The organism is Secundilactobacillus oryzae JCM 18671, assembly GCF_000740055.1.
GTDB lineage: Bacteria > Bacillota > Bacilli > Lactobacillales > Lactobacillaceae > Secundilactobacillus > Secundilactobacillus oryzae.
Genome location: NZ_BBJM01000022.1, coordinates 1 through 20167, shown reverse-complemented (window position 1 = coordinate 20167; position 20167 = coordinate 1). Strand labels below are relative to the sequence as shown.

The 20167-nt window shown below is 42.5% G+C and carries 24 protein-coding genes and 1 pseudogene; 5 read left to right on the top strand and 20 right to left on the bottom strand.

Annotated features, from left to right (window positions below):
* Nucleotides 1–4 precede the first annotated feature (4 nt).
* The 16 genes from LOSG293_RS06790 to mobQ all read right to left on the bottom strand — a co-directional run bounded on the left by LOSG293_RS06790 (nt 5) and on the right by mobQ (nt 13755).
* The gene (locus tag LOSG293_RS06790; protein WP_034528474.1) at nt 5–415 is read right to left on the bottom strand and encodes a hypothetical protein; all 411 of its coding nucleotides are present in this window, start codon (nt 413–415) and stop codon (nt 5–7) included.
* 15 nt (nt 416–430) lie between these two features.
* Complete coding sequence (locus LOSG293_RS06785) at nt 431–1270, bottom strand: conjugal transfer protein TrbL family protein (protein WP_007745070.1); 840 nt, start codon at nt 1268–1270, stop codon at nt 431–433.
* 18 nt (nt 1271–1288) lie between these two features.
* Entirely contained in the window at nt 1289–1678 is a 390-nt protein-coding gene (locus LOSG293_RS06780) for a hypothetical protein (protein WP_003660147.1), read from the bottom strand.
* A 14-nt stretch (nt 1679–1692) separates the two neighbouring features.
* Nucleotides 1693–3243, bottom strand: coding sequence for a VirD4-like conjugal transfer protein, CD1115 family (locus LOSG293_RS06775; RefSeq protein WP_034528470.1), 1551 nt, complete (start codon nt 3241–3243; stop codon nt 1693–1695).
* A gap of 1 nt (nt 3244) precedes the next feature.
* Nucleotides 3245–3715 (bottom strand): hypothetical protein, encoded by a 471-nt coding sequence (locus LOSG293_RS06770; protein WP_021349293.1) that lies wholly within the window; start codon nt 3713–3715, stop codon nt 3245–3247.
* Nucleotides 3716–4084 carry a thioredoxin family protein gene (locus LOSG293_RS06765; RefSeq protein ID WP_019875123.1) on the bottom strand — a complete coding sequence of 123 codons (369 nt, stop codon included), beginning with the start codon at nt 4082–4084 and terminating at the stop codon, nt 3716–3718.
* Complete coding sequence (locus tag LOSG293_RS06760; RefSeq protein WP_019875121.1) at nt 4071–4688, bottom strand: hypothetical protein; 618 nt, start codon at nt 4686–4688, stop codon at nt 4071–4073. The genes LOSG293_RS06765 and LOSG293_RS06760 overlap by 14 nt, the downstream gene beginning before the upstream one ends.
* Before the next feature lie 13 nt (nt 4689–4701).
* On the bottom strand, nt 4702–5856 hold the full coding sequence (locus tag LOSG293_RS06755) for a phage tail tip lysozyme (RefSeq protein ID WP_021349480.1): 1155 nt from the start codon (nt 5854–5856) through the stop codon (nt 4702–4704).
* Complete coding sequence (locus LOSG293_RS06750) at nt 5857–7275, bottom strand: type VII secretion protein EssB/YukC (RefSeq protein ID WP_034528466.1); 1419 nt, start codon at nt 7273–7275, stop codon at nt 5857–5859.
* Nucleotides 7268–9286: a VirB4 family type IV secretion system protein gene (locus LOSG293_RS06745; RefSeq protein WP_034528464.1), complete on the bottom strand. Its 2019-nt coding sequence runs from the start codon at nt 9284–9286 to the stop codon at nt 7268–7270. Before LOSG293_RS06745 ends, LOSG293_RS06750 begins: the two co-directional genes overlap by 8 nt.
* An 11-nt stretch (nt 9287–9297) precedes the next feature.
* Nucleotides 9298–9957, bottom strand: coding sequence for a TrsD/TraD family conjugative transfer protein (trsD, locus tag LOSG293_RS06740; protein ID WP_034528462.1), 660 nt, complete (start codon nt 9955–9957; stop codon nt 9298–9300).
* Entirely contained in the window at nt 9926–10288 is a 363-nt protein-coding gene (locus tag LOSG293_RS06735) for a hypothetical protein (protein WP_034528460.1), read from the bottom strand. Before LOSG293_RS06735 ends, trsD begins: the two co-directional genes overlap by 32 nt.
* Nucleotides 10289–10309: 21 nt before the next feature.
* On the bottom strand, nt 10310–10645 hold the full coding sequence (locus LOSG293_RS06730) for a CagC family type IV secretion system protein (protein ID WP_024855764.1): 336 nt from the start codon (nt 10643–10645) through the stop codon (nt 10310–10312).
* 1 nt (nt 10646) lies between these two features.
* Complete coding sequence (locus tag LOSG293_RS06725; RefSeq protein ID WP_034528455.1) at nt 10647–11261, bottom strand: hypothetical protein; 615 nt, start codon at nt 11259–11261, stop codon at nt 10647–10649.
* A gap of 35 nt (nt 11262–11296) precedes the next feature.
* Nucleotides 11297–11608 (bottom strand): hypothetical protein, encoded by a 312-nt coding sequence (locus LOSG293_RS06720; protein WP_034528453.1) that lies wholly within the window; start codon nt 11606–11608, stop codon nt 11297–11299.
* Between the two features lie 83 nt (nt 11609–11691).
* Nucleotides 11692–13755, bottom strand: a complete 2064-nt coding sequence (gene mobQ, locus LOSG293_RS06715) for a MobQ family relaxase (protein ID WP_034528451.1) — start codon at nt 13753–13755, stop codon at nt 11692–11694.
* A 252-nt stretch (nt 13756–14007) separates the two neighbouring features.
* Between mobQ and LOSG293_RS06710 the strand changes: the two genes are divergently transcribed.
* Nucleotides 14008–14235: a hypothetical protein gene (locus LOSG293_RS06710; protein ID WP_081919923.1), complete on the top strand. Its 228-nt coding sequence runs from the start codon at nt 14008–14010 to the stop codon at nt 14233–14235.
* A 22-nt stretch (nt 14236–14257) separates the two neighbouring features.
* Complete coding sequence (locus tag LOSG293_RS06705) at nt 14258–14536, top strand: hypothetical protein (protein WP_003603789.1); 279 nt, start codon at nt 14258–14260, stop codon at nt 14534–14536.
* Here the strand turns inward: LOSG293_RS06705 and LOSG293_RS06700 are convergent.
* Nucleotides 14526–14825, bottom strand: a pseudogene (locus LOSG293_RS06700) (zeta toxin family protein); the annotation flags it as partial. The gene LOSG293_RS06705 and the pseudogene LOSG293_RS06700 overlap by 11 nt on opposite strands.
* A 441-nt stretch (nt 14826–15266) precedes the next feature.
* Complete coding sequence (locus tag LOSG293_RS06695; RefSeq protein WP_034528446.1) at nt 15267–16469, bottom strand: IS110 family RNA-guided transposase; 1203 nt, start codon at nt 16467–16469, stop codon at nt 15267–15269.
* Nucleotides 16470–16725: 256 nt separating this feature from the next.
* Between LOSG293_RS06695 and istA the strand changes: the two genes are divergently transcribed.
* The 3 genes from istA to LOSG293_RS06680 are packed head-to-tail and all read left to right on the top strand — an operon-like array spanning nt 16726 to nt 19226.
* Complete coding sequence (istA, locus tag LOSG293_RS06690; protein WP_034528444.1) at nt 16726–18291, top strand: IS21 family transposase; 1566 nt, start codon at nt 16726–16728, stop codon at nt 18289–18291.
* Nucleotides 18272–19027: an IS21-like element helper ATPase IstB gene (istB, locus tag LOSG293_RS06685; protein WP_034528442.1), complete on the top strand. Its 756-nt coding sequence runs from the start codon at nt 18272–18274 to the stop codon at nt 19025–19027. The genes istA and istB overlap by 20 nt, the downstream gene beginning before the upstream one ends.
* Nucleotides 19020–19226 carry a hypothetical protein gene (locus tag LOSG293_RS06680; protein ID WP_034528440.1) on the top strand — a complete coding sequence of 69 codons (207 nt, stop codon included), beginning with the start codon at nt 19020–19022 and terminating at the stop codon, nt 19224–19226. Before istB ends, LOSG293_RS06680 begins: the two co-directional genes overlap by 8 nt.
* Nucleotides 19227–19360: 134 nt before the next feature.
* Here the strand turns inward: LOSG293_RS06680 and LOSG293_RS10055 are convergent, their stop codons facing one another.
* The gene (locus LOSG293_RS10055) at nt 19361–19516 is read right to left on the bottom strand and encodes a hypothetical protein (protein WP_191976222.1); all 156 of its coding nucleotides are present in this window, start codon (nt 19514–19516) and stop codon (nt 19361–19363) included.
* Between the two features lie 46 nt (nt 19517–19562).
* Nucleotides 19563–19844: a type II toxin-antitoxin system RelB/DinJ family antitoxin gene (locus LOSG293_RS06675; RefSeq protein WP_034528438.1), complete on the bottom strand. Its 282-nt coding sequence runs from the start codon at nt 19842–19844 to the stop codon at nt 19563–19565.
* Nucleotides 19845–20167 lie beyond the last annotated feature (323 nt).

Genomic DNA, 20167 nt, shown 5'->3' with positions numbered 1-20167 from the left:
TCATTCACTCCTTATGATTAAGCTTCTGTTCTAATTCTGTTTTACCTTGTTCAGCTGCTTTCAACCAAGTTTCACGTCGCAATTCTTGTTGTTGCTCTATCGATTGTTGCTTTAAATGTTGTTGATACCGGTTGATGGCTTTGAAATCTGCATAGGCTGACCAACGGAATAATAAGCCACCCAGCAGTAAAACTAAGGCCATTAGTGCAGTTCCTAAAAAATCGGTATGGTTCGCCGTGAAAAGCTCTTGGTATAAATCCATTAATAGGAGGTAAATTCCCATTATATAGAAGATCATGCTAAATAAATTATCAAAGTAGTAAGACAGCTTAGTCCGCCGGGAAGGTGTTGTAAAAGGGTCGGTTCGCATATCCTTTTTGGCTTTTTCCAATAACCAGTGTGCGATTTTTTTCATAACTATTTCTCCCTCCTAGTGGCTACGGAAATAATTTTGAAACATTCTCATGGCACCCATACCAGCACTCTTAGTCACACCGGTTGAAGCCCAAAAGTCTTTAACGGCGTCAGGTGTCTTGACCACCAGAAAACCGAATCCGATTGAAGCAATAAAAGCAATAAACCCGTATTTAGCCATATTAGTGAAACACCACACTGATAATGACATACAAAGCACCTGGCTAATAATGGAAGCATTGTAATAAATGTACTTCTTCCACCACGTACCACTATAATCAAAGCTTTCAGTCGCCATGCTCATTGCAGCTAAAGGGATTGTCAGGTTATACCAAGCCATATCAGCCACAAACACACACATTTTGATAAAGAACACGACGGTTACGACAGTGAAGATTAGTAGAAATAAAATCTGTAAAGGTAGCGAAATACCAACATCTTTTAGCCCAGGAACTTTATTCATGCCAGTAATCGATTTAGCAGTGAATTTCTGATCAGAACTAAACATATACTTTAACAGGGGCAAGGTAATTGAACCTTGAATAAAGCCCTGTAAAAATACGAAAACCGGAATCACGGCCGCTGATTTAATCCCGTCCATGATGATATTAGCCCAAGTAACATCGGTACTTTCATCTGCCTCTTTTAGAATTGTCATCACAATGCGGCCAAGGACGACCACAACGACTAACGATGTCGCAAAGGACAGGAAGATGGCATACCACGTTTTAACAATTGGCAAGCTTTGATTGGCTTGGTCAATAATGGCCTTGCAGATGTTGAATAAGCCGTCCAACAAACCAGATAATGCCCATTCAAAAAAGTGTGTAATAGCTGATTGAATGATATTTGTCATTTTAAATCCCTCCTTTGTCTATTTGGGAATAAGTGAGACTGTACCAGTATCACTTTTAGCTAGTGTGTTAATTGGTGTTAGTTTATATTTGTCTGATTGCTTCTTAATCTTAAACAGTCGTGTTTCTGTGCTACCTGAAACACTATTTTTACCAATGAACTTAATTTGTTCATTGCCCTTGCTTTCAAGCAACTTGTACTCATACACTTCACTAAATCCCGCTTGGGTAAGTGTTAGATTGCTTTTTGAAAACTTTGCAGTAGCGGCCATACCATTATCTTTGCTAGAAGCAAACGTCCACTGGTGACTTTGCAAATCTTGTGCTGTAGACTTCCCACAAGCGGTTAGACCAACAGCAATCAGCAACACTGTCATCACGGCGATTATATATTTGCGATATTTTTTCATTAATATGCCCTCCATTATCCAAGTAAGTTGTTGTCGTCTTCTTCTGGCGTCTCTGTTTGACTATCTTTATTTGAAACTCTCTCTAAATCGCTGTCTAGGTTGTCCTGTTGTTGCTCCTCCTCTTTCTGAGACATCTTGTTTGCGACTTCTTTTTGAGCAGTCTCCTTTAATTTTGCTTTCCATTTTTCTACTTTATTCTTAAAGTTGGTTTCTTGACTGGCTTCTGGTTGGCCTTGATAATCGTTCTGTGACAAGTTAACCAAATGATCGGCTCCTGGAAATAGTTTAAATTGGAACGCTTTTGTAGCTTTGACTGGTCGGGCATTACTAAAGATTAATAAGCTCTGATCTTCGGGCATACGCATAATTTCATCGGGTGTCATGAGCGAACGGCTCGTATAGCTGTAACTATCGCTCTTGCTGTGGCTTTCTTCCTTGCTATGACTGGTACTCTCACTACCGGTTTCCACTTTGACGGTTGATTTTCCTAACAGATCACTAAAGTATTTAGCGGTCACGTCATTAGCAGCATTTAAGCAAATTTTAACCGCGTGATTACCTAAGATACTTTCGGCCTTATCCTTGCCATACAAGGCTTGTAGCTGGGTTAAGGTCTGACAAATGGTCGTCACGCCAATACCGTACCCCCGGCACGTCGCTAGAAATTCTTCGTACTTAGGAAACTTCCCTAAATTGACAAATTCATCAAGGATAAAGTCAACTTGGTGGGGCAATTTAGCGTGATGATCGGCGGCTAATTTGTATAATTCATCAAACAATTGTGAGAAAAACAGATTGATGAAGCTTTCATAAGTGTTATCCATGACGGGGATAATCACGTATAGCACCACTTTGTCATTGCCAATCTCTTTTAAATCAAAATCCGAAAAGCTGGTAAAGTCGGCCACTTCTTGATCGACGAACTTCGAAATGGTCGCCAACAGGCTTTCAATAATGCTGGCTTTCATTTCCCCCTTGGCCTTTTTGAACCCTAACTCATAAGCGCGTCTTGCTGGATCAGTCATAGTTAGCTCAAGAAACAAGGTGTCTAACGGACTATCTGCGCCCTTTTCCTCGGCCTCCACATCGTTTTCTTGTAAGACTTGCGTTACACCGGCCAAATTCCTTTGGTCGGGCGCACGGTGGTTCATCACAAACAGGATTAGTGCCTTCAAAAGTTGCCGCTGGGTACTGAACCATACGTCTTTTTTGCCTTCGGCATTTTCACTCTGAACGATCTTCGTGGCGACGGTTTCAGCTTGAATATCCCGTTGAATATAATCAAAAGGATTGTAGCGATCACTGTGCGCCATGTTGGCAAAGTTGACGACATGCACTTGATAACCCTGGGCTAGTTTGATACCGGCCGTCTTTTCGTATAATTCACCTTTCGGGTCAGTTACCACAATGCTGTTCTCCGTTTCGTTAAACAGGTTGGTAATGACGACTGACTGGGTCTTATATGATCCCGGGCCACCAACCACGAAGATATTTCGATTCGGCTTGGTACTGTTATTCTGGTAAACAATCTGTTTATCCACGATCCCTAAAATGGTGCCATTCATGTTAATCTCCTCCCTTCGCTGACTTTTCTCGATCCACTAATGATTTGAGAATTTCGGCCTTGGTACTCTTGTTAAATGCTGTGGTGAGGTCTTTAGCATTGATACTAAAGTAATGGTCACTCAATTCTTTTAGATTACCCCAAGTCGCGCTCCCGTGGGTTTCAGTGTCTGCGGTTTCCCACGCTTTGTGCTTGCTATTGCGCTTCAAAGCAAAATAGATGGTGTATAGGACCACGGCGACACTGACAATAATTAGTACTGGGTTCTTTTGGCCCAAATACAAGTTGTAATAGTGCCAAGGGTGTAAGGCTAATTGTTTTAATACGGTTGGCATATGATCTGCAAATGCCAACTTATAGCGGGACAAGGCCATGACAGAGCCAGCTAAAATCTCCGCTAAATACAAGCCAATGATTAGCGTTAGTAGGTACGGCCAACTAGCTTTAACGCTGTTTAATAATTTGTCTTTCATCTAATCACCTACTATCTGTTTAATTCTTTGTTGGTTGGTGCCGGTGTACCGTTGCTTACCATGGATCAAGGTTGGTACTGACGTTAATTGATATTTTTGAATGTAATGCCGATTCTGCGGTTGATTCATGTTAATCAAGACGATGTTGTGACTGATTGCGTTGTGCCAATAAATTTGATGGAAAATAGACTGACAATCCGGGCAATCATCGCGATAGAAGAACAACACTTTTTCAGGGTGCTTAGCCAGCGTCACGATTGGTCGCTGCTTTTCTACGTGGTTGACATATTGATGACTGGCAAACCCGCCAACGGCTAAAACCACCACGATTACCGCTAGGGCTTTACCAACCCGCTTAATTAAGGTCACTGGCTTTGAAGCTACTGCCTAAGTTTTGGACTGCGGTGATTCGATTCGTGGTGGTATCGAAAGTCACTTGATAAAGCACCGTCGCCTTTTGCCAGTCGTTGTCGCCACTCTTACTTTCATAACTGACGACGGCCAAGCCCTTCATGTTTTGCCCCTGCTTACTTTGTGTATACAGGTTCAGCTGATCTAATTTGGCTGAAACACTATTGCTATCACCATACGTGCCTTTATTTGAAAAGTATTGCTGGTACAATTTGTCGGAAATCAAGTCTTTAACGCCATCTTTACGCTGACCGTAGGTCTTGGGCTTGAAGTTATTCATGACGTCAAAGAACTTGGTGACCACCGTATTAAAGCTCAATTCAGCCTGACTTTTGTCCTTATTATTTTGGTAGGTCTTATAACTGTCAATTTGGGTGCTCAATAACTGCTTTTGTTGGTTGGTTTTAGTCAATTGCCGGCTGACTTGACGCTTTTGTTGTTGTAAGCGACTAATCTGTTGTTGTGCCTGCTTAATTTGGCTATGTTGATAGGCATTCGCCCCTAATGACATGATTAAGATCAAACTACCAATTGCAATACTTAAAACCATGCTGCGTTTCATTTGCTCGTCCTCCTTACTTCTTGATTGGCCGGGCTAACGTCACATCGCTACCGTTCAATAAGCTATAAAACGCGGTGCCAAATGTGCTTTCGTTAACCTTGTCGCCGACACCACCTTGCTCAATGATTTTGGTGGCTTTCCCTTGCCACTTGTCTAACAAGATTGCGGTGTGCCCATTGTTCCCGGCCCCGGCACCTTGATTAACAATCACAATATCGCCGGCTTTGGCGTCATTTTCACTGATCTGTTTCAGATATTGATGACTGCCTTTGGCGTCACTTGCCATTGTACCGGTAAACCAGCCCATGTTGGCCGGTACCTTGTAACCAGCTTTATTAAGCGCTAACCAGACAAAGCCCGAACAATCCGTCCCACCGGTTTTGTTAGGGTTCTTTAAATCGCTACCTAAATCGGGGCTGGGGTGGGTTTGCACATAGTAGAAGTCACCTTTCATACTTTCCGCATTTTTGACGATACTACCGCCGGAATAGCTCGGGTCACTATCACAACCTAGTTCGGTCAGATCGCCTGAACTTGCATTATCTAACGTATTACCGGCCACGGGATCACTTGCACCCAACACGGAATACCAATGATCGGCATACCCGTATCTTTGGCTTAAATACCATTGTTCCGGGTTCTTACTCATACCCTCGTAATCCATTAACCAAGATTTGGTCGCTTTATGCACGTCCGTATACTTAAAAATCTGCTTGTTTGACGCATAGTAACTACTGTTCAATTCTTGATCGAGATAGTCCAACTGCACGCCGAGATTAGTCGCTGGTTTGTTTTCCTTGTGGGCTAAGTCTTCCAGCTTATCCTTTCGACCGCCTAACCACTGGGCTAAGCCCGTGGCACCGGAACTTGAATTAACCGAATTGGGATCAAGGCGACTTTCCAGTTGTAAGACCCCCAAGATACCGGCGGCCGCTTGCGGGGTGGCGCCATACTTCTGTTTCCAGTGCGCATAGATATTTTTGGCATTTTCTGTCATGCTCTTACTATCCAATTGCGTCTCTGTGGTGGTTGAGTTATCACAACTGTTTTCTTGTAGCTGACCAGTAATCGCGGCAATCAGCAAGACGATTAGCAGAATGGCACCGCCCACAATATAAGCAATCAACTTCCACTTCTTTTTCTTATATTCAAGCGACAATATCTGCATTTAATCACCCACTTTGCGCTTGGCCTGATCAACTTGTTTTTGCGCTGCTGATTGGTCACTCTGCGCATTCTTTAAGTCCGACTTGGCTGAATCCACCTTCTTGTCTTTATCCTTATCTTTACTGCCATCAATCTTGTTGGCGTCATCTAACTTCTTTTGCGCGTCGCTAACTTCGTTCTTAGCGGAATTGAGACTTAATAGCGCTTTGAGATACTTGGCTTTAGGGCTGTTCACGCCGGCTAATTTGGTTTGGACAGTCTGGGCGTCTTGCGTATCGTTATGGGCGAGGAAGGCTTGTCCCATTCTCAATAAAACATCAGCGTTCGTCGTAAAGGATAATTGGTTATTAAGCGTATTGGTATCATAATTAACAATCGCTTTTTCGAGTTTCAACTGGTCTTTTTGCTTGCTTGTCGCCTTAGTTGGCAATTCCCACTTGGCAACCTGCCCACTATCCTTGTTGGCATAAGCCATGTTGACAACCTTATTCAACTGGCTTGGATCAACCTTTAAAGCTTGCTGGTACTGACCATGCTTTAAAAAGACATTGACTTGCTTAGTTGCAGGGTAGCCGGCCCGTTGCATATCTTTTTGCGCTTCTGACCACTTATGATCATTTAAAGCAGTTTGAATTTGGCCGCTATATTTTAATCGTGTGACCTGGGCTTGGTTCTGGTTAGCTAAGCTTTGATACTTTCGTTCGTCACTTTTATGGACTAAACCGACAGCCAAAACGGCCACAATCGCCACTCCGGCCACGCTCAACCATAAACGTTGTTTGGTTTTCTGTTGGGCCGTTTCAACTTCCTGCCATTCGTGATAACTTACAAAGTCCTCAATGCTGTTAACCACTTCCGTTAACTCATTTAACGACGTAGCTTTAGCTACTTGTTGTAAATAGTCATCAGGGTGTTTAGCTAGGGCTTCTTTCGGATTGCTTAGTAGCCGTTCATAGGGCGTCCCCGTCAAGCAAAATAGAATCAGCGCTTTGTATTTGGCTAAATTGCTATGTTTGTCATCATAAGGCATGAGTTCATTGGCGCGATAGGCGTACCAAACATGTTGCATGGGGTAATACCACAGATTAGCTGGGTTCAATGCAACGTGATACTGGCTATCAGCAACCACCTTTTGCGCCATGATTTCTTTCGCAATGGCCGCCCGGATTGCCTTATTCTCATGTGGTAATTCCTTTAATGATCTGACCTTATCTGGCAAGGTATAAGTTAAAACGACCTTTTGGTCTTGCTCAACCACGTTAACCAACTGCAAAAAATTGGCATCAGCTTGCTTTAATTCGTTTAGCTCACTCAACTGGTCATATCGAAACTGATTGTGATTGAGTTCGAGAATTAACTTGTTCCCTTGTCGCTTGAACGTGCCGACCTCGATATTTAATAGCTGATTTGATTTACTCATTTAAAGTCCCTCCTTCCTCTTCGGTAGTGGTCAAGGCGTCAATTTCACTTGGCGTCAGGATTACGCGCTTTTGATAATCCGGTTGAATGGCTGTCTCACGGTTGTATTTTTCTTGGTAAGCTTCGGGATCAATTAACCGCAATTCTTCTTCGGTCAACTCGACACACATAAAGGCGCGTTGGCTACCATAGATCATCAGGGCTTCACCTTGCCGGCGGCGCTCCAATAATTTCTTTTCTTTATCCGAGAACGTCATTCTCAACTTAGTAATCACATCATCAACGCCTTTACCGTCTAAACCGAAAAAGACTTTCGTATAGGAGTTACCAATAATGGCTTCACCTATATTTTGACCGGTATCAGTTGTTCCTTCGATCACATCTTGAATTTGCTGCGTTCCGGCAATCGCCCCAGCATTATATTTTCTAAACCGTTTGTAGGCTTGGTGGAAAAAGGTGGCAGCCGCTTTGTGTAAGGTTAAAAAGTGAAATTCATCAACAAACAATTTCTTGCGGCTATGCCGATCTTTGGTGATTTCGTCCCACAAATACTGGAAGGTATTCAGATAAGCCGCTGATTGGACTTCCTGTTCACTTTGTAGTGGTTTTAGATCAAAAGAAATGACCTTCCCCTTTAGGTTGACGTTGGTGTGACCGTCAAATAGGCTGTTAGAACCATGAGTATAGCTGCCTAAGATGTAGTAAAAGTCTTTAACCCGACTGAATTTGTCGGCGTCTTTATCTGCCAGTTTTTCCAACTCGTCATAAACATTGGATAAGGTCGGCCACTGATCGTCTTTAATCTCTTTTAAGCGGCTGTATTTCAAAACACCACTGTTGACGTAGGCCTGTTTAACGACATCATCAAGAATTGCCAGCTCAACTTGGGTAATCCCGGTTTTAAGGACTTCAAAGAATCCCTTTAATCGCTGGATTTTATCTTTAACTAGTAAATCAAGGTTCGTGACCGCCTCATCGGCGCTTAGGATTTCTTCGGAGAAAATTTGGAGCGGGTTAATTTTGTACTTAGCATTCGAGGTTAGGTGCAAGACTGCGCCACCCAGGGCTTCAACAATCTTGGTATATTCATTTTCTGGATCAATAATGTAGAGTTGATAGTCTTGAATGGCGTAGCGTAGGATTTTCTGAATCATATAGGTGGTCTTGCCGACCCCCGAGGTCCCGATAATCACTTGATTTTGATTTAGGGTCTTGTTGCGATCCAACATATCTACGGCAATTAAGCTGTTGGTGTCTTTATTAACTCCTTCAATATCACTTCTCGGCTTTAAGTCCAGAATTTCGGCGTCATCAAAGGGAAACATACTGCTGGCCACTTCGGTATTACTCTCTTTATAGGTGTAATCCCCCATAAGGTTCTCGTTAATTGGCATGGTTGACCAAAAAGCCTGGAAGGTTGCTTTAACGGGCACAAGGGGCTTCATTTGTAGCTTAATCAATGTATTCTTAACGTTTTCGGTTAAGTCATCTAATTCTGCTAAACTGTTGGCCCGCAGATAAATGAGCATATGTTGGTACACAAATGTGGTAGAATTGTCGAGGTATTTATCTAGTTGCATGTTGGCTGAATCAATATAATTTTGCAGAATCTTCTTTTTATACGGGTCGAACGTATTGAGCTTCTGTGCTTCCTTATTTTGAATCGTCTTCTTGTAATAGGTAATCATTGAATTGTTACTGGCGCTGTCGATATATTGCACAATATCGATAACGCCTTTTTTACGCTTCAATTCTGATAACCAGTTGCCATACACCCGCTTGGGGTAGTCAGCAATCGCTAACACCCGAATAAAATTCTCACCCGACTGGACGTAGGTGGGGTACTGTTCCCAGCTAAACGGGAATAGTGAATGCAAGCTATCGCGATCAATCAGCTTGGTAAAATCCTCAACCTCCGGTTTAGGCTTACTACCCGTTTGGCCGCTGTCGCCTTGATTACTTTCTTTTTTAGTTGGCATGAACAAATCAATGACCTTATCACCAAAACTCATACTGTTACCCCCTATCCATTAAAATTGATCAAGTTCTTTAAAATCTCTTGGACTTCTTGACTGGTCAAAACTTTGGCCGTCACATCAAAATCCGTTAACGCATTTTCAATGTCTCGTTTAACCTGTTCGATCTTTTCGTCTAAATGAGTGACAGCTAAGTTTAAGCTTTTAACGCTCTTGTCTTTAATCGGTACCTTAACGATTAGCAGATGTTGCTTAGTTGTCATGTTTTTGGATTCCTGGACTTTAGTAAAGTGATCCAAGTAACTGGCTATGAGCTGGATTTTGAACTGTTGCTCCGGGTGGTCTTTTTGTAAGGCGAGATACCGCCGTTTGAGACCATTGAGATAAGCCGTCATATTGACGGGAATGGTCGGTTCTAAGAACTGTAATGTGTCATCAACACCTTCACCTAAGGTACTCATGAGAAAAGCGCCATAGTCCTCAAAGACGTCCTGTTGTTCGGTTTCATTAAGTAGATCAAGGTTGATCCCACTAACTTCCAAAATGCCAACAAGATTACCGGCTTTGGTAACTTCGTAGTTACCATACATACCCACCACCAAGCTCATGTCATCAATGGTCTCTTTGCCACCATTGATTTTAGGCGGTTGGTAATCCCAATCGAGCTTGGCTGTTTTATTGGCGGTTTTGCTCTTTTTCAAACGCATTTAGTTCACCTCGCTTCTTCGGTTTTAAATAAAACAGTTTCTGACCATTGGCATATCGGCGTTTCAACTTAAAGTTATCCCGTACTTTAATATTCTTCCGCGCCGAAACTGGCCGAATTGTTAAAATAGCCATGACAATCGTCATGGCTAAGACAACAATCACTATTTTTATCAGGACTAAGATCAGACTATAGGGTGGGATCGCAATAAAAATTAAGCCCACTAGTCCTGCCAGCGCCGCATAGCCAAAATCCTTCAAGGTGTAGTCTTTCCAGATCCCATAATCTTTATCTACGTTCTCTGGAAAGATAAATTCTTTTCCTTTCTTCATTTTGGCGGGCTCCTTTTTAAATTAAGTGAATAGGCTGTAAACCCAAGGTAATAGCCAGATAATGGCTGCCGCTAAGGCCACTAAACCAGCCACCCGACCAACCGCGTGATAAACCTCTGATTTCTCTCGCGGATCGTCTGCGTCAGGCATTCTTTTGATAATAATAAATAGCGCGACACAAATCCCGACTAAAACGACCAACCCAGTTAAAATACCTTGAATCGTCTTACCAGCGCTGGTTAGCTTGCTTTTAACTTCGCCACCGTCCGCCGCCAAAACAACCTGGGCGTTCATCAAGCCCAAATAGATTGCAGTAGCTCCAGTAGTTGCTAACGCTTTTACTTTGCTGAACTTCATGTTATTCCTCCTTCCCATCGTCTTCTGATGTTCGTAATTGAATTTGTTCTGCCTGCGTTTCTTCTGGCTCACGCTGATAGAACTTGTTCAATTGTTCCTCGGCAATTTGCTGGCTTGGTAATGGATCGGTGGCTAATTTAACTCGGCCACTTTGGCTCGTGGCTAAGTAATACTCTTTTTCTGACTGACCAAGTTCCTGAGTCTCTAAGACATGTAAATTATGTTCGTAACGACCTAAGGCATTATCAACTTCTAAACCGTAGAAGCCTAAGAAGCCCTCCAGAAAACTCTCACCAAAAAAGGTCATTTCATTTTTGATCTGCTTATATTGATGAGTCGGTTTATCACTTACCAATTTTTCGGCCTTTTTAGCATTTTGACTGTCTTGGTGGCGATTAAACCAACCACTAAGCTTTAACGGCTCAGTCTTCAACTGGCGTTTAACGGTCTTCTTAATCATTGCTTGCCGAACTTCATCGATTGGCTGACCGTCTTGATCTAATATCGCTTGTAACTGTTTTGGATCAGTTAATGCGTGGTCATCATCAACCACAATCGCCTTTTGATCATCATGAACTAGCTTGCCATTAATGCCTTGCCAGCTTTCTACTTTCATTGGATCACCTCCTCAAAAAAAGCGCGTTAGGGACGCTAAAAAACTAGCTTTCCCCTAACCCGCCCGGTAAAATGGATTGTTAGGAGGGTGACACCTAGAAGTTGCGGTTCTAGGTGCTGATCCCCGTTAGCAACTTCACTGCTTACGAGGACGCCCTCTTTTTTTATGTGGTTTTTAATCCATTCAATGCCATCTTCAGATATTAATTTAACTTTGCCCGTTTCCATGAGCATTTCACTTGGCAACTCGTTAGGGTGCCGTCTTAACCAAACACTCACGTACGTACTACCTCGTTCAAGCTTGAGACTAGCTTGAGCTAAGCTAAACCATTCCTGTTTCTTTGTCACATGTGAATACTCCTTTCCCTATATTATGGGTTCATTGTACCATTAAATGAGCACGTTGGTGCACTTTTAATTTTACATTTAGATTACAAGTGCATGCCCCCATCTTCATGCCGGTTTCGAGTTTGGTGTTGCCGTTGCTTTTTCGTCATTTCCCACTCAGTCTCCTTTAAACCTTGCGCCTGTCTTTGTCGTTGGTAATCTTCATCACGAGCATATAGAACAGTCATGATCGCGTCACTAAAGGCCGTCTTTAAGTAATAGTCTGGACTAACTGGCTTGTAATTTAGCGGTTGATAATGTCCGATATTTTCTTTTCTGTACTGGTCGTCCTTGGCTTGTTGCCCTTTTAACTGCTTTTGGATTTTCTCGATCTGACTGTTCTTAATCGTCGGATCGGCTTTGCATTCGCCAAAAAAGAGTTGTTTAGTGCCATCATGCTTTAAAACCCGTTGTAAGTGATGATTTTCTAACTGATCTAAGCTAAGCTGTCCCGATAAATAAGCTAGTCCTTGTTGATGTTCTTGGGGACTGAACACCTGTGGTGGATTTGTTTGCCACTGTTCAATCGTTTCGGCCTGACATGGCTTTAAAACAGGATCATAGTACATCACGGCTGTATAGGCTTGTTCCTGTTTAATCAATGGCAATCCATCTAAATCACCTTTGGGAAAGGCCCTTTTCAATACTTCATGGTATTGCGTTTTAATGACTTGCTTAACGGCCATGATTGCCCGTAGGTCTTTGACTGCGCGAGCAATCTTTTGCTGCTCGGTTGGTGAATACTTTTCTAGTAGACCTTGATCAACGTGTTCTAGACTTTCTAAGCTATCATCATGAATCATCAGCGTATATTTAAGCTCGATTTTGACTTCCTTTTCTTGTTGCATTAATAACTTCCAGCCAACGTATGGCCGTTTGGTAAAGGTCAATAATTGTCGGGTCAATAAATCATCACGAATATTCACTAAACGTTCGTTTAATTCACTGCCCTTGAAAACTGTTTGTTCGCTATCGGTTTCCTTAATTAATTCTCGTCTTTCAGCTTGCGTGGTCTGTTCAAAATCAAGCTCTGGATAAAGTTTTTTAGTCGTGCGATTAACCACTTTATTTAAGAGCTCATCTGCTTTTTTTAGTGAACTTTCTTGTTGGTTAATTGTCAATAATCTCTTAGTGACATCTTCACCAACAGCGTGCTTAATTAAGGTACTGTTTTTCCAATTAAATAGCATGCGCCGCTTATCATCTAAGTTCTCCAAACTGATATAAGTTTTCAGTTCGTGGCTTAACTCTTTGACCATTTTTTTCTCGTTAAACGAGAAGTGTTTACTTAGGCTATCTAAGTGACCTCTATTAACTACTTTTTCCTGCATATTTTTATAGCCAGCTTTGGACTTACGATAGTTCTTAACTTGTTGATTAAATGCCTTTCTTTCATGCCGTTTTCTATTGATTCCCTCGTGTTGCATTGGTGTGTCAGCTATTCCCTGTTCCACAAATGATTTTTCACTGATTCGATCAGGAATGTTTTTTTGCTCTAAAGCTTGATTTACACTTGCCGCCCAATTGTGCCGCCATTCAGTTATTTTTTCTTTTTTATCCCAATCGACCATCAGTATCTTTCTACTCTTAGGGTACTTGCTAGTTCCGGTATATGTTTTGTTGCCATTATCATCTAAAATATATTGCTTTTTGCTCTTAATTCCCCATGTTCCATCTGAATTAAACGGCCGATTAGTTAACATCACATGAGCGTGCGGATTATCTGGGTGGTCGCGATGAATTGCCACGTCGGCTACCATGCCCTCATCAACAAAATTTTCTTGCACATATTTTGTCAGTAATTCTTTTTGTTCGGATTCACTTAATTCTACCGGTAAAGCCACGTTAAACTCTTTTGCATACCGTGAGTTTGATTTACGATCTTTCTTTTCAACTTCATTCCACAACTGCTCTCGATCACTCGCCCATTCAGGTGAATTTTTTGGCGTCAAAATAAAGCTTTCTGGCATGATCGATCGGGCATAAAAATAGTGGCGACCTTCCTTAGCATCAAATAGATTTTCACCACTTCGATAAGCGGCACTGGCAATCGCACTTCGTCCTTTACCAGCACTAATATTACTAAAACTCATGTGGAATATTGCCATGTCAGTCACCATCTTCCTTTGATTCTATGGGTTTTGACTTTGTTGTCGCCATCGGCGACTTCTAATACAGGATTTTAGCACGATTTACCCCATAATAATTTAGTGGGGTGTAAGTGCGCATTGACCTCGTTTCACTCGGTCTGCTGATTCTCTTAACTTTAACTTAGTGTATGCCTTCCGCTTCGCTATTTCAACTTTTATACTTTGACTTAACGTTTCCCTTATGATATAGTGTCGGTGATTATTTCTAATATGATTGGAGGGATCGTTATGTCTCAAAGTAACTTAGAAAAACAAGAAGCTAAATTAAAAGCCCTTAATCAAAAAATTAAGGACGAAAAAAATAAGATTGAACAACGTCTAGGTAAACAAATCATCAGTCAATCTAATTTAGATTATGCTGATTTGTCTAACGATCAGATTAAGCTTTTAGCCAAGCAATTTTCTGAATTTTTAAAGGTAAAGTCCGTAGATCATTAGCCATATGAGATGGGGAAATTCCATGTCTAATCAATATGAAAAATTAGTTGAGCAACAAGCGCGTTTAAAACAAAAAATTGAGCGAGAAGATTTTAAATTACGGCAATCTAAATACTATGAAAATCGGCAAGCCCGCAAAGCCCGTTCTCGCCGATTAATTCAAAAAGGGGCTTTATTAGAAAAGTACTTTCAAGCTGATAACCTCTCGGTCGAACAAACCGAAGAACTTTTAAAAACATTTGCTGACTATGTTAACGCCCATAAACCGGATAAATTAAAAAACGATCAACCTAATAACTAGGCCGATCGTTTTTATTTTCAGGATTGTTTTTTGGCTTTACTTCTGGGTTTTGATCTGCAAAATTTTGTAACTGCTTTTGCACCTTTTCTGGATAAGTAATATTTTGGTTTATCCAAGGAGAATGCCTCAAATCGTTCTTAAAAACTTCTCCCTTCTCTCTTGCATAAACAGAGGTAAACTTTTCGCTATTATCATAGATCATGACCTTATCAGATTTAAAGGCCACTAATGGCAAATTATGTTTGGATTGCTGATAACGTTTCTTGATCGTTTCTACTGGAACACCGTAACAATTATATATTGGGGTTTATCTATCAACGGACAAAGTCCTTTCGCTTAATAACCTCATCTTGATGACGGCCACGCCATCGTCCACCTTTTGCCAAGTTTTCGTCCACTTCTGCCACTGAATCGTCCACACGGGCCATAAATCGTCCAGTAGTACCAAATCCGGTTCTATTATCTTATCAATACCTCTTGTATACTTTGGTCACGTGCTAGTAAGCGCGTACAAATAATGCAGGAGGTTTTTTCTACCGTTAGTCAAGTACTAATCTTGATTTAACGGTATTTTCTTTGCCCTTATATTTCCACAGAAGGCTCAGATATTGGTTCCATCCTGCAAGATGATTCATACTTTGGGGATTCGGGGTAATTCAAATAAGCCTATGAGTTATTCCATTTTTTTACTCAGAGGATTACACTATTCACGTAACGGGATGCTTTGGCGCTAGACGTCGTATTTGAACATCTCGTTGTTTGTCACTAGGTGGTAAATCGTACGTAGTAGGCGACCCATTGCAGCGACGGTAACTTTCTTTGTGCCCACGGCTTTGCCGTTGACCTTAGGAAGTTTCTTTTTATGTTCGCGATAATAGTCGTTGACTCGACTTGGCTGATAACGACCAGCACTAACAATGTTGGCAATTGCGCGAAATAGGATCGCACGTGCTATATGGTCGCCACGCTTACTGATGTGATCAGTGGCGATGAAGTTGCCGGATTCATAGTGACGCAGGTCGATCCCGACAAAGGCATTCAACTTGTTGCTACTGCCAAAGCGGCGAATATCACCCAACTCACCAATGAGGCGTACCACAGTCTTCTCGGCAAAGCCTGGAATACTCATAAGCACTTCAAACTCTGGAAGTGGTTTGGCTAACTTAACCATCTTGGCGATGATTTCGGTCTTCTTCGTATCCAAGCGTGCAACTTGTTCGCTATGATAGCGAGTTTCATCGACATCTGGCGCTTCAACGACGCTGCCTGGAAACGAAGCCTGTCCCAATGTGAACAGCTTCTTGGCGATGATTGTGGCCCTCGTCACCGAAATGTGGGCACCGCTTTCTTTCAGTTGGGTTGCGAGCTCTTCTACGGTCATGTTGTTAAGCAAATCGGGGTGAGGCATCGTTGCTACAATATGCCAGTAAAGTTTCCCAGATGGCTTGTCGAGAATCCCTTCAAGCTCCGGAAAGGTCATCTGAAGGCTCTTGTGCAGGCGATTCTTCTCGGTCACAAGATCTGAGTTGATCTGTTCATAGAAGCGACTGAGGTCCATCAGATCGCGATAAACTGGCTTTTGGTAGTAGGTCAGTCGACGCTCGAAGATAAACTGCGTGTCCGCTAAATTCACGGCATCGTTCTTGTCAGTCTTGCGAGTGCGTAATCCATCCAATTGCTTCTTTGCGGCCAGCGGGTTAAGCATCGTATAACGATAGCCGTTCTCTTCTAAAAAGCGACTGAGCCGCTTAGAATAAACGCCCGTAGCTTCAAAGACAATCTGTGGTTCAGAGTATTCTTGAAGTCGTTTGAGCAGCTCTTGAAACCCAAACCAATTATTGTTGATCTTACTTTGCCAAACGAGCACCCGGTCAACGTTCTCGGCAATCGCCGAGGTGTCTTTGCTTACATCGATACCAAATACTACAGTCAATCTAAACACCATCCTTTATGGTTTTTTATTGCGTAAAGTACCATCAATAATCTAATTTTCAATACCCGACCTCGAAGGCCAACAGACTATGAACAGAGTTTCTGATGGTACAGTGAAGTTGCCATTTTGTGTTGCGACGTCAAGCGTCAAAAACCACGCGGCATGTTAACTTCACCACCACTTTAACAGAAAACAAAAGTGGCGAAGAAAGATTCCGTCGAATCAATCTTCGCCATTAAGCTTAGTCTGTTTGTGTATGGCAATACACTATCGCAGCATCCTTGAGCTGCATGACCAAGGTAAGAGCCAACGCGATATTGCGGCGATTACCGGGAATTCAAGGGATAAGATTCGGGAGGTGATCAAACGGGCAAAATCCCGTGAGTTGCGCCTACCAATCGAGCCGGCCGCCACCGATGAGTATTTGGGCCACCTTTTGTTTCCAGAACAGAAGCCAGAGTCAAAGGGGCGGCAGTTGCCTGACTTTGACTACGTTCATAAAGAACTTGCCAAGCCCAACGTCACATTGTCTCTGCTTTACTACGAGTACGAGCAACAATGTCGGCAGAATGATGCGGTTCCCTACAGCTATCGTACCTTTTGTCGAAGCTACACAGAATTCGCTCAGCAATTCAAAGCCACCATGCGAATCAGACGCAAGCCTGGTGAACTGATGGAGGTGGATTGGGCAGGATCGACGTTGCATTTACAGGACCGTGATACAGGTGAGGCAGTTACCGCATATCTTTTCTTGGCGGTGCTTCCTAGCAGTCAATACTCATATTGTGAAGCTACCTTGAGTATGACAATGCCAGATTGGCTTCAATGTCACGTTCACGCGTACAACTATTTTGGCGGCGTTACGGAAGTATTGGTGTCAGACAATTTGAAGGTTGGCGTTACCAAGCATAAGAAGCACCAAGTGGTACTCAATCCGATGTATCGTGATCTAGCAGAACATTACGGTACGGTTGTGATGCCTGCGCGCGTGCGGACACCGAAAGATAAGCCGACTGTAGAAGGCAGCGTGGGCACACTTTCGACTTGGGTAATCGCGGCGCTACGCAACGAGACATTCTTTACACTTGAAGAATTGAACAAAGCCGTCGGTATTAAACTGGCAGAGTTTAACCGACGGCCTTATACGAAAAAGCATAAACAGTGTAAGAATCGAGAAGAGGGTTTTGAAACGGAAGAACGCTTCGCCTTACATGCACTCCCGAATATACCGTTTGAGATGGCATCCTGGCAGACCACCATCGTACAACCAGATTACCACATTACTGTAAATCAGATGTTCTATTCTGTACCTTTCCAATACATCAGCAATCAAGTTGACGTTCGCCTGACTGATAAACTCGTTGAGATCTACTACAAGGACTCTCGGCTGGCGACACATGCACGATTAACAGGCTCTGTGGGGCAATTCTCAACTTTACCAGATCATATGCCCGATGGGCATCGCCTATTTCTCACGCATACAGTCGAGAGTAGCCGAACGTGGGCGGAAACAGTGGGCACTAGTACGCAAGCCGTTGTCGAATATCTCTTGAAGTCTTCACGCGCAGAACGTCAAGCACTCAACGCAACATTGCGGTTAGAAAAGCTCGCTCAGAAATATGGTAGCGATGAGTTAGAGCAAGCGTGTGAAGATGTGATGCGCATCGCCAGCGCTCCAACAGTGCGCGTAATCGAGCGAATGCTTATCAACAGCATCGCTAAATCAGAGCCAAAACTTGAGGCAGATATGCATGACGACTATGGCTTCACTCGGGGAGCCGACTATTTTGGGAGGGCCACAGATGGATCAAGAAACAACTAGAATGTTATATGAGATGCGCTTGAGTTCAATGGTTGAGGCAGTAAACGCTCAAAACACAAGCGAGAACTGTCAAGGTATGAACTTTGAGGAACGCTTTAAGTTGATTGTGGCAAATGCGTATGCATCAAGGCAGACAAATAAGCTAGAACGATTGATCAAACAAGCAGATTTCTCAACAGTGGCGCCATCAATTGGAAATATTGATTATTTACCTGATCGGCATCTTGATCGACATTTGATCTCCGAACTAGCGACAGGCACGTATATCAAACAACATCACAATCTCATCATTATGGGAGCATCAGGGAATGGGAAGACTTGGCTAGCTACAGCACTTGGAATCGAGGCCTGCCGTCAGTTCCACAAGGTCAAATATGTTCGACTGCCGGAACTGCTGGATGATCTGTTAATTGCCAAGCATGAGGCAAATGGTGACTTCCAAAAATTGCTTGAGCGTTATCGTAAGGTCGACTTGCTTATCATAGATGAGTGGTTATTGACGGATGTCTCTTTGGAGCAATCACAATTCTTACTTGAGTTGGTCGAATGCCGTCTTCAGTCGGCTTCAACGATCTATTGTTCACAGTTTGATCCTAAAGGCTGGCATAGCAAGTTCGGTAATGCCCAAATTGCGGATGCCATTCTCGATCGAATCGTGCATGACTCCTATCGGATTGTCATTGAAGGTGAACGGTCAATGCGTGAGCGTTATGGGATCGGAGGGCAAAATGATTAATGAGGAGGTCCAACGACAAGTTGCCAACTATTGGATGGAGCAGACAATGACCGAAGAAGAGTATCTCGCATTGGAAAGCATCTTAGTTGATGAGATTTGGGAAACCCAAGAACAAGCGACTGATGATGAACTGGTGCAGATTGGCGTAAAGCGAATCAATCAGATGCTTATTGAACGCGAAGAACGAGGCTTAGTCTAGCAAAGAACGCTCCTACGACCAATAACTGGTCAGCAGGAGCGTTTTTGACTGGACGATTTTGTGTCCGAAGTGGGCTTTTTCTTGGCATGAGTGGACGAAACTTTGGCAGAGGTGGACGATTTGCATGTCCGCCTTCAATCTTGCCTTTTATCTAAAAAGTAGGTATATAAAGCGTCATATACTTTGCGCTTTTCTGGATCTGGCTCATGTAATGACTTATCAAGTAAATCTTTTAAATCAGTTTCTTTGGCAATTTCAAAAAAGTCATTAATTGTGATTGTATCTTTCATGTTCATCACACTTCCAAGTTATTAATTTATTTAATCTGATAAGCCATTAGTCCTCATCTGGATCATTGAGCCAATTAGCGACTTCTTTAGCGTCTTTGAACTCTGTTACTGGTGTCTCTTTGGTATCCTTTAAAAGGCGTAAATTAGCTCTTTCTTCTTCGCTTAAAGACACATTAAAAGGTAAGGCACCATTAGCAACAATCCGCTTATAAAACATATTGATCGCGGTAGTTGGGTTTAGACCTAACTGGCTTAAAACGGCTTCGGTATTATCTGCCAATTCTTTGTCAATCTGGACTTGTACGCGTTTCTTTTCCTTAACTGCCATGATTTTCTCGCCCCCCCTTTATTACTACTCACATTATACTAATCTTTGAGTACCATCTCAATTAGCCTGCTTCTTTAAAAGCTGTGAATTTAAGTTTACTGTCCTTTCCACAATGGCACTTATACAACGTTCCTAAAGTGCCCGTAAGCGCATTTTAAAACTCGTTTAATATAATTATGCTCTATCTGTTTAAAACAGCTTAAATGGCCTTATATAGCTTTTTAGGGTTCTGGTGCAAATTTTCCTCGCTGACTTGATTTTAGTATACTGGGTGCCAAGAAACGAGGGATTGCGCGCATGAATCACTTTAAGGGACGCCACTT